A 9416-nucleotide genomic window follows, 5' to 3' on the forward strand; every position below is an offset into this window, starting at 1 on the left:
GTAGATTGACAACCGTGACCAATACTTCCGGAGACGCGTATCCCCTCGCCGACGCGATGACCACCTCGGTCAGCGTGCACGACGATGCGACCGTGCTCACGGTGGCCGGCGAGGTCGACCTGGCGACCGCTCCCGCACTGGAGAGTGCGATCGAGGCGACCCTCGGCGGTAAACCCGCGGCACTGATCATCGACTTGTTGCAGGTGAGTTTCCTGGCCTCGGCCGGAATGGCCGCGCTGGTGGCCGCCCATCAGCGGGCCGGTTCCGCGACGCGCATCGTCCTGGTCGCCGAGGGACCGGCCACCAGCAGACAGCTCAAACTGACCAATCTCGATCAGGTGTTCGCCCTGCATCCCACCCTCGACGCCGCGCTCGCGGCGCTGCATCAGGGCTGAGCCGAGACGGCCGGCAGACCGGGAACGGGCTGCCGGCCGGAGCGATCAGACCAGCTCGCGCAGCTGTTCGATCAGTTTGACCCGTTCCCCCGCGGTCGCGGCGAGCGGTACCACGTTCAGCACCGTGACACCGGCCTCCCGGAACGCCGCCACCCGCTCCTTGACGAAGCTCGCCGAACCGATCAGCGAGATGTCACGCACCAGTTCGTCGGGCACAACCTTGGCGGCCTCGTCCTTCTTACCGGCCAGATACAGCTCCTGAATACGGTCGGCCTCGGCGCCGTACCCGTAGTGCGTGGCCAGCGAATGGTAGAAGTTCTTGCCCTTAGCGCCCATACCGCCGATGTAGAGCGCCAGATGCGGTTTCACGAACTCCCGCAGCGGCTCCACGTTGTCGCCGATCGCCAGCGCCGGTCCGGCGTAGATGTCGAGGTCGCCGAGTTCCGGATCGCGTTTCGCGGTGCCGGCGGCCAGCGCCTCACCCCACACGTCGCGGGCCTTCTCCGGCAGGAAGAAGATCGGCTGCCAGCCCTCGGCCAGTTCCGCGGCCAACTGCACGTTCTTCGGCCCCAGCGCGGCCAGCAGCACCGGGATGCGATCACGCACCGGGTGGTTGATCAGCTTGAGCGGCTTGCCCAGCCCGGTGCCGCGTTCGGCGGGCAGCGGGATCGTGTAGTACTTGCCCTGATACTCCAGGCGTTCGCGCCGCCACACCTTACGGCAGATCTCCACGACCTCGCGCGTGCGGCCGATCGGCGCGTCGTAGGGCACGCCGTGGAACCCTTCGATGACCTGCGGACCCGAGGCGCCCAGGCCGAGGACGTAGCGGCCGTCGGAGACGTAGTCCAGACCCGCCGCGGTCATCGCGGTCAGCGTGGGCGTTCGGGTGTAGAGCTGCAGAATGCCCGAGGCCAGCTGCACCCGCTCGGTCTTGGCCGCCAGATAGCCCAGTCCGCTCACCGCGTCGTAGGAGTAGGCCTCGGGCACGAAGACGATGTCCAGGCCGGCTTGTTCCAGGTCGGCGACCTCGGCCGCGACCTCCTTGAAGCCCCCCGCATAGTTGATGCCCAACCCGATCCGCATCTTATGCAACTCCGTTCATATGCAACTAGTTGCAGTGAGGTTATCGCACTGCACCACCCGTCACAAACCGCGATCCGCGACCACGGCCGGGGTGGCCTCGGGTTCCATCCTGCACACCGCCCGCACGCCGTCCGCGACAGGGCGGCGCGGCCCGCTCGATGACCGGTCGCGCGGCCCGGTACGGTTATCGGCGTACCGCACGCCGATTCCTCGAAACGGGAGGCCCCGCAGCATGTCTCAGGACACCGCATCGTCGCCGGACACCACGACGTTCGGAGAGTCGACGATCGGCCGCTACCTGGACGATCTCGCCGCCAAGATCCCCGCCCCCGGCGGCGGTGCGGTCGCGGCGCTGCACGCCGCTCAAGGCGCCGCCCTGGTGGCGATGGTGGCCCGCTACACCACCCGCGCCAAGGATGCCGACAACCGCCCGGCGATCGATCGGATCATCGCGGCCGCCGACGCCGCCCGGGAGCGCGCACTCGCCCTGGCCGACGCCGACGCCACCGCCTTCACCGCCGTCGGCGCCGCCTACAAACTGCCCAAGGACACCGACGAGCAGATCGCGGCCCGCAAGGAGGCGATCGCCTCGGCACTGCTGCAGGCCGCGCGAGTGCCGGCCGCGGTGGTCGCCGAAGCCGACGAGGTGCTCTCACTGGCCGCGGATCTGCTGCCGATCGGCAATCCGAACGTGGTCACCGACATCGGCGCCGCCGCCGATGCCGCCCGCGCCGCCGCCGCCAGTTCACAGTTGAATATCGCCATCAACGTCGGCTCGCTCGGCGACCACGAGGCCGAGGAGTTCGCGCCCACGCTGCAGCGCATCGACGAGATCTTCGCCCGCGCGGACGCGCTGCACACAGACGTTCTCGCTGCCGTCGTCGGCTGATCGCACTACCACACCCCCTCGGCTAAACCTGGTTTGCCACACCGTAACTGTCGTTACGAAGCGAAAACTATTCCGGCGACCATGATCATCCGGAACTAGGATCGAGGTCCTGATACGCAAACCACCTGAGGGGGTGGAGCCATGAGGAACATGATGCGTCATTTGTTCCTGGCGACAGTCATCGCAGTACTGGCCGCAGTCACCACGGGCACCGCGGCAGCGGTGCTGGCCACACCACAGACCACATCCGTGGCCTCGATTTCACCGGGCAACGGCGCCGTCGTCGGAATCGCCCATCCGATCACCGTCCGATTCACCGCACCCGTCACCGATCGCGCCCGCGCCGAACGGTCCGTGCACGTCGGCGCGCAGACCGGTTCGTTCTCGTGGACCAACGACAGGGAACTGGTCTGGAACTCCACCGGATACCTGCCGGCCGATGCGCGATTCACCGTGACCGCGGGCAACGCCCGGTCCGAATTCCGGACCGACGGGGGGACCAGCGCCGATGCCGACATGTCGGCGCACACGTTCACCGTGTTCATTCCCGGACAGGCGCCGCGGGTCATGCCGGCCTCGATGGGTAAGCCCGGACGCGAGACCCCGGTCGGCACCTTCCCCGTGATGGAGAAGGACCGCACCATCATCTTCGACTCGCGCACCATCGGCATTCCGCTCGACGACCCGGAGGGCTACTACCTGACCGGCGAATTCGCCGAACGGCTCACCTCGGGCGGCGTCTTCGTGCATTCGGCGCCGTGGTCGGTCGGCCAGCAGGGTAATTCCAACGTCAGCCACGGCTGCATCAACCTGGCCCCCGCCGACGCCGAGTGGTACTACGACAACGTGAGTGTGGGCGATCCGGTGACCACCCACTGGTGATCAGCGCGTCGCTTCGGCCGCCTCCACCACGTGCCGCATCAGCAGCGCGGTGGTGACCGGTCCGACACCGCCGGGCACCGGACTCAGTGCCGCTGCCCGGCCTTCCACCGAGCCGGCGTAGACATCGCCGACGATGCCACCGTCGGGTCCCTCGTTGGTCCCCACGTCGATGACCACCGCGCCCTCGCGCACGTGATCCCCACCGATCAGTCCGGCTCGCCCGGCCGCCGCGACCACGATATCGGCGGCCGAGGTGACCGCCGGCAGGTCGGTGGTCCGCGAATGGCACACCGTCACCGTCGCGTTCTCCGCCAGCAGCAGCTGCGCCAAAGGTTTGCCGACCACGTTCGAACGGCCGACAACCGCCACATGCCGGCCCGACAGCGCGATGTCGTGATGCTTGGCCAGCTCCACCACCGCCTGTGAGGTGGCCGGCGGGAATCCGGGCAGTCCCGCGGCCAGCAGTCCCAGCGACAGCGGGCTGACGCCGTCGACGTCCTTGGCCGCGGCGATGGCCGAGCTGACGTCGTTGAGTTCCACACCGGCAGGCAGCGGCGTCTGCAACATCACCGCGTGCACCGCCGGATCCTCGCTGAGTTTCGCCAGCGCGTCACGAATCTCCGCCGCACTCGCCTGCGCACCGAGATCATTTGTCTCGCAGTCGATTCCGAGGCGCCCGGCCGCGCGCTGCAATGAGTTGACATACCACCCGCTGGCCGGATCGTCGTTGGCCACCACCAGCACCAGACGGGGGGCGGCCCCGGCTTCGGCCAGCGCGGCGGCGCGGTTCTTCGTCTCGGCGTTGAGGTCGGCGGCGAGTTGTTTCCCGGTCAGCGGTAAGGTGTCCACCCGGCCACCCTATCGGGCCGCGCACCAGCGCGGACGGCCGCCGCCACCCGCGCGAATGCCGACTCGAGCGGGAGTAAATCCGGGGCCTTCACCGAATCGGGTCGTATGGTGGGCACGGCTGTGCCCATGCCCCACCCCACCCACGCGGGATCCCGCTCGCCCGGAAAGGTGACGACTGCAGTGAACATCGCCAGACGTGTGAAACATCTTCTCGTCGCGGCCTCGGCGGCCGCGCTGCTGGCCGGACCGCTCACCACGACGGCCACGGCCGCCGACGGACCGGCGCCGCTCTACAACTCGGCGCAGGAGAACTTCGTCAACGGCAACGACGCCGCAGGTCTCGCCGACCTGCGCTCGCTGCTGGACAGCACCCCCGACGACGCGCAGGCGCTGGCCCTGCAGGGCATCTGGTCGGACTACACCGGCGATCTGCTCACCCGTGAGGCCGCGTTCAACCGGCTGGCGGCCATCGACCCCGGCATGGCTCAGGGGGCCCGCAACCTCATCGGCGCCATCGGCGCGGCCGTGGGCACTCTGCCCAATCCGCTCCCGGCGCTGGTCGGCCCGCAGACCGGCATCGTCGTGCTCGGCTACGGGCTGCTACCCGACGGCAGTCTGCGCCCCGAACTGGTCAACCGGCTCACCGCCGCGTGGTTGCAGGCGATCGCGGCGCCGATGTCGCCGATCGTGGTAACCGGCGGCAACCCGCAGAACGGCGTGCCGGAGGCGGCGGCGATGGCGGGCTGGCTGATCGGCCACGGCATTCCGGCCTCCCGCGTGCTGGTCGAGGACCGCGCCAATTCGACCGTGCAGAACGCGCTGTTCAGCACCCAGATGCTGCGAGACGCCGGCGCGACCAGTGCGGTCGTGGTGACCTCACCGAACCACATCCGCCGCGCGGTGGCCGATTTCATCGTCGCCGGCACCCGCGTGGTCGGGGCGATGACCTCGCTCGACCAGCTGGTGTCGCAGCTGCCGCCGCCGAGCAAGACCGCTCAGCGCGGCATCTATCTCGACGCGACCCGCACCTTCCTGCTGCCGGCGGCCCGCTGACCGGTGCTCGCGCACGAAAAATTGTGGTTGACGCCGTGCCGACAATGATGGGGTGATCGACCCCGAATCCGAAGAATCCGGCACCGACGCGATCGTGGCGGATCTGCGCCGCGCCGGATGCGTCTTCGCCGAGGAGGAAGCGGCCTTGCTCCGGCAGGCCGCCTCCTCACCCGGCGAACTGTCCGCACTCCTCGCCCGCCGCATCGAAGGCATACCGCTCGAATATCTGGTGGGCTGGGCCGACTTTCGCGGTGTCCGGGTGGCGCTCGACCCCGGCGTCTTCGTGCCGCGGCAGCGCACCGCGTTCCTGATCGACGAGGCGCTCGAACGCACCGCCGCCCGGCCGGGTGATCGGCGCACCGTGGTCGACATGTGTTGTGGCTCCGGCGCATTGGGCCTGGCGGCGACGACCGCACTGCGCGCCGGTGGGGTGGACGTCGAGCTGCTCGCCGCCGATATCGACACCGTCGCGGTGGCGTGTGCGCGGCGCAATCTGGAACCGCTGGGCGCGCAGGTGTTCCAGGGCGACCTGTTCGCCGCCCTGCCCGGCGAACTGATCGGACGCGTGGATCTGCTCCTGGCCAACACCCCGTATGTGCCGACGGCGATGATCGCCCGGATGCCGCCGGAAGCCCGCGACCACGAACCCCGCACCGCCCTCGACGGCGGCGAGGACGGACTCGACGTGCTGCGCCGCGTGGCCGACGCCGCCGGGCGGTGGCTGACGGTCGACGGCTGGATGCTGGTCGAGATCGGCACCGCCCAGATCGACGCCGCGACCGCGATCGTCGCGGCAGCGGGGCTGCGGCCCGCGATCGCGGAATCGCCCGATTACGGCGCGACCGTGGTGTGCGGAACCAGAACACACGCCGGCTGAGCGGCCGGAGCTAGCTGCCGATGCCGCGGCGGAGGTCGTCGGCCGTGCGCAACCGCGCCCGCACCTCCGCCATATCCGCCTCGAGCGCACCGAGATCCGGTCGGGTGGCCGCCGTGGCATAGTCGGCGACACCCGCCTCGACCGCCGCGACGGCACGTTCGGCCTGTGCCCGCTGCGCGGTGCGCGCGTCGGGATGCAGCATCGAGATCGCGACCAGGTGGTCGTCGAGAGCCAGTGCCGACTGCTCCAGATCGGCCCGGAGGGTGACCGTTGCCGCCGTGTCGTATGCGGTCACCGCGCGCACCGCCGTCATCGCATCGCGCAGGCGGCGGTGCAGGCGGGCCTCGGGGTCGTGCGATCGCGCCCACGCCGACGGTGCGCGGGTGGCCGTGCCCGGCACCACCTGGTTCTCGGCGGCGATACGGCGGCGCTGATGCGCCAGGGCCACCGCGCCGGCCGCGATCGCCCCGCCCACGATCACCAGGAAGGCCGGCACGAGCAGTAGCAGCACGAACATGTCAGCTCCCGTGATGAACGACGGTGGTGTGGCCGGTGCTGTGATGGTGGGTTCCGCCGCCGTGCCACATCGAGAAGGCGACGACCGCGCCGATGATGAGCAGCGTCACGACGGTGACGAAGGCGGCGAGTTTGACCTTGCTCCACGGCCGCTGCCCGACGACCTCACCGGTCAGGCCGTTGATGTAGACCCGGAACGGGGTGTTCGCGTAGACCACGGTCAGCAGCCAGATCGGCAGCAGAATGTGCTTGTACGCCAGCGAATTCCAGCTCGACCGCAGATCGTGGACGCGCTGGCGGTCGCCGCCGATGTCCGCGCGCACGGTCTGCTCGATGACCTTCTCCATCCGGGTGCGGGCGACCGGGAACATCTGCTCGGCGTCGCGATCGTAGGTGCGGGCCAGATGCCCGGCGACGTACTCCGGCGAATAGCCGGTGGCCTCCGCGACCGGCCAGGGTTCGAGTTCGGCCACGCGTGCGCTGTCGTCGATGTCGTTGGCGAGGATCGGCAGATCGTCGAATCGGTTGCCGACCTCACCCATCGCCGGATACCAGCGAATTTCGGTGCGGCTCTTCAGCTCTCCGTCGTCCCAGTAACGTTCGGTGTACTCTTCGCCGCGTTCACCGCGATACCACGTGTGCACGTCGGCGTCGTAGGTGAAGTAGGCGTGGTAGACGCTGGCGAGCGAACCGAGCCGCTTGTACTTCTTGAACGCGGTCGGGGCGAACCACCGTCCGGAGACCCACTTCTCGACGCGTTCACGCGCGGTCTTCTCGTCGATGCGGAACGGGACGACACCGTCCACCGGCAACCGGGCGGGAGCATTGTGCACGTCGTCACGCTGGATCGGCGTGGCACAGTAGGGGCAGCGGGTCGCGGTCAGACTGCCGACGAAAGTGGTTGTGCCACCGCAATTCTGGCACTTCACCTCTCGTTCCCCGGTGACCTCCGGGCCGGCGGTCACGGCCTGCAGCGCACGCAACTCCCCCATCGCCTGCCGCAGATCCCGCGCGACGACCGGCGCCCGCGGCGCCGACAGCGGCGAGTAGTTCCCGCAACTGGGACACCGCAACTGCTGCGAGGCGATATCGAACACCAACTGGCCACCGCAGGCCGTACAGGGGTAGGTACGCGTCAGTTCGGTCCGGTGCAGCATGGCCGGATCTGCGGAACCCTGCGGGGCCATACGAGGTGGCGACCCATCCTCGAAGCCGCCGGATAGGTCGTTCCCGCGACCGAGTGGCGTCGTGGCGGGCGGCGGGACGGGCGGTGTCATGCCTGGCTGCGCGCCACCTGGTCGCGTGGCAGGCGGCGGAATGAGGGCCGTTGTGCCAGGCGTCGAGCCGAGTGGGGGCATGGCAGGCGGCGCGCCGGATGGCGTCGTGGCCGCCGGCGGATAGAGCGCCGGGCCGACGCCCACCGGTGGCGGCGTCGTGCCGTCCCGCATGCGGTAACCACCGCCCGGCATGGGTGACGGGGGCATACTCCCCGGCTCGCGATTGCCACCGGGCGCATGTGACCGCAACGGAGGCACCCCCTCGGTTTCGCGATAACCATCCAGCGCAGGCGGCCGCAGCGGAGGTGGCGTCATACCCTCGGATTCGCCGTGGCTGCCCCGGAGCGGTGGCGGCACCGGAGACGAGTTCGGTTGTGGGCGTGGGTCGTTCATCGGTCCCCCGGTTCGCTGGTGTGCGGCTAGCCGGCGGGAGGCGGCGGGGGCGGGGTGCCGGGCAGCGGCGGCGGACCACCGAACAACGACTGCAGCGCGGGGACGGTCGAGGCCGCGGCCCACGCGGACATGCCGGTGGTCCAGACGTTCGTCTGCGGGGTGAGGCGGCCGGCGGCGACGAACTGGCGTAGCTGGTCGACCGGGAAGGGACCCGCCGCCTGCCCGTCGAGGTCGATGTGGAACTGCTGCTGCACCGGAAGCGGCGGTGGCTGCTGCCCGTAGCCCGGCTGGGCGTAGCCGGCGGCGGGCTGGGCGAACGCGCCCTGCATCGCGCCCGCCATCTGCCCGCCCAGGGCCACGCCCATTCCGGCCTGCATCGCCGCGCCCATCGCACCGCCGCCGGGATTCTGCGCGGCGGCGAGCATCGCGTCGGCCGCCTGCACCTGCTGGTACCGGTTCGGATCACGGACGTTGTCGGCGAATCCACTGGCCTCGACGCCCCGGGCCACACCGCGGGTCATCGCCTGCTGGATCTCCTCCGGCAGCGAGATGGTCATGGTGACCGCGTCGACGCCCAGTCCGAACGGCGCCACCCGCTGCGCCACGAATTCGCGGAGCTTGTCGGACAATTCGACCTGACGCCCCTGCAGATCGATCGCGCCGAGACCGGTGGCGAGCACCATATCCGAGAACGCGAGCGCGACCGTGCGCCGCAGCAGATCGGTGATCTGCTCCATGTCGACGACGCTCTCGGTGCCGATCACCTGGCGCAGGAACACGGCCGGGTCGACCACCTTCACGATGGTGGTGCCGTTGGCGCGGACCTGCACCATGCGAAAGTCGGGGTCGCGCACCGTCACCGGTTGCGGTGTGCCCCAGCGGAAATCGGTGACCGGCCGGGTGTTGACGAAATACACCTCCGAGCGGAACGGGCTGTTGAACCCTTGCTTCCACCCCTGCAGGGTGGACATGATCGGCATGTTCTCCGTGGTCAGGGCGTAATGGCCGGGCTCGTAGCGGTCGGCCAGCTGCCCTCGGTAGACGAAGACGGCCTGCTGGCCCTCGCGCACGATCAGTTCGGCGCCGTTCTTGATCTCGTTGTCGTAGCGCGGGAATCGCCACGCCAGCGTGGAATTCGTATCGTCGAGCCATTCGATGATGTCGACGAATTCACCGCGGATCTTGTCCATCAGGCCCATGCG

Annotated in this window: 10 protein-coding genes; 5 read left to right on the top strand and 5 right to left on the bottom strand. The window is 69.5% G+C overall.

Features of this window, described 5'->3' with window-relative positions; all coding sequences use genetic code 11:
- Positions 1–56: 56 nt before the first annotated feature.
- On the top strand, positions 57–395 hold the full coding sequence (locus RJ03_RS13560) for an STAS domain-containing protein (protein ID WP_036501953.1): 339 nt from the start codon (positions 57–59) through the stop codon (positions 393–395).
- Positions 396–440: 45 nt separating this feature from the next.
- On the opposite strand, the gene RJ03_RS13565 is transcribed toward RJ03_RS13560, so the two are convergent.
- Positions 441–1478, bottom strand: coding sequence for an LLM class F420-dependent oxidoreductase (locus RJ03_RS13565; protein ID WP_036501956.1), 1038 nt, complete (start codon positions 1476–1478; stop codon positions 441–443).
- Between the two features lie 232 nt (positions 1479–1710).
- Here RJ03_RS13565 and RJ03_RS13570 point away from each other — a divergent pair, with 232 nt between their 5' ends.
- Entirely contained in the window at positions 1711–2367 is a 657-nt protein-coding gene (locus tag RJ03_RS13570) for a cyclodeaminase/cyclohydrolase family protein (protein WP_051024656.1), read from the top strand.
- A 150-nt stretch (positions 2368–2517) separates the two neighbouring features.
- Entirely contained in the window at positions 2518–3249 is a 732-nt protein-coding gene (locus RJ03_RS13575; protein ID WP_306304675.1) for a L,D-transpeptidase, read from the top strand.
- Here RJ03_RS13575 and RJ03_RS13580 read toward each other — a convergent pair whose 3' ends face one another.
- Positions 3250–4098: a bifunctional 5,10-methylenetetrahydrofolate dehydrogenase/5,10-methenyltetrahydrofolate cyclohydrolase gene (locus RJ03_RS13580; protein ID WP_036501964.1), complete on the bottom strand. Its 849-nt coding sequence runs from the start codon at positions 4096–4098 to the stop codon at positions 3250–3252.
- Between the two features lie 180 nt (positions 4099–4278).
- Here RJ03_RS13580 and RJ03_RS13585 point away from each other — a divergent pair, with 180 nt between their 5' ends.
- Both RJ03_RS13585 and RJ03_RS13590 read left to right on the top strand, forming a co-directional pair.
- Positions 4279–5151, top strand: a complete 873-nt coding sequence (locus RJ03_RS13585) for a YdcF family protein (RefSeq protein ID WP_051024657.1) — start codon at positions 4279–4281, stop codon at positions 5149–5151.
- Positions 5152–5203: 52 nt separating this feature from the next.
- Complete coding sequence (locus tag RJ03_RS13590) at positions 5204–6028, top strand: putative protein N(5)-glutamine methyltransferase (protein ID WP_245552279.1); 825 nt, start codon at positions 5204–5206, stop codon at positions 6026–6028.
- 10 nt (positions 6029–6038) lie between these two features.
- On the opposite strand, the gene RJ03_RS13595 is transcribed toward RJ03_RS13590, so the two are convergent.
- The 3 genes from RJ03_RS13595 to RJ03_RS13605 all read right to left on the bottom strand — a co-directional run.
- Entirely contained in the window at positions 6039–6545 is a 507-nt protein-coding gene (locus tag RJ03_RS13595) for a hypothetical protein (RefSeq protein ID WP_036501977.1), read from the bottom strand.
- Position 6546: 1 nt separating this feature from the next.
- Entirely contained in the window at positions 6547–7731 is a 1185-nt protein-coding gene (locus RJ03_RS13600) for a TFIIB-type zinc ribbon-containing protein (RefSeq protein ID WP_174372302.1), read from the bottom strand.
- Between the two features lie 509 nt (positions 7732–8240).
- On the bottom strand, positions 8241–9416 hold a 1176-nt coding region (locus RJ03_RS13605), incomplete at its 5' end, for an SPFH domain-containing protein (protein ID WP_245552280.1).

The organism is Nocardia aobensis NBRC 100429 (genome assembly GCF_000308375.1).
Classification (GTDB): Bacteria; Actinomycetota; Actinomycetes; order Mycobacteriales; family Mycobacteriaceae; genus Nocardia; species Nocardia aobensis.

Coding starts and splice junctions, on each gene's coding strand:
- RJ03_RS13600 (WP_174372302.1), bottom strand. CDS start 7,731: ATGGCCCCGCAGGGTTCCGCAGATCCGGCCATGCTGCACCGGACCGAA.
- RJ03_RS13565 (WP_036501956.1), bottom strand. CDS start 1,478: ATGCGGATCGGGTTGGGCATCAACTATGCGGGGGGCTTCAAGGAGGTC.
- RJ03_RS13560 (WP_036501953.1), top strand. CDS start 57: ATGACCACCTCGGTCAGCGTGCACGACGATGCGACCGTGCTCACGGTG.
- RJ03_RS13575 (WP_306304675.1), top strand. CDS start 2,518: ATGATGCGTCATTTGTTCCTGGCGACAGTCATCGCAGTACTGGCCGCA.
- RJ03_RS13595 (WP_036501977.1), bottom strand. CDS start 6,545: ATGTTCGTGCTGCTACTGCTCGTGCCGGCCTTCCTGGTGATCGTGGGC.
- RJ03_RS13570 (WP_051024656.1), top strand. CDS start 1,711: ATGTCTCAGGACACCGCATCGTCGCCGGACACCACGACGTTCGGAGAG.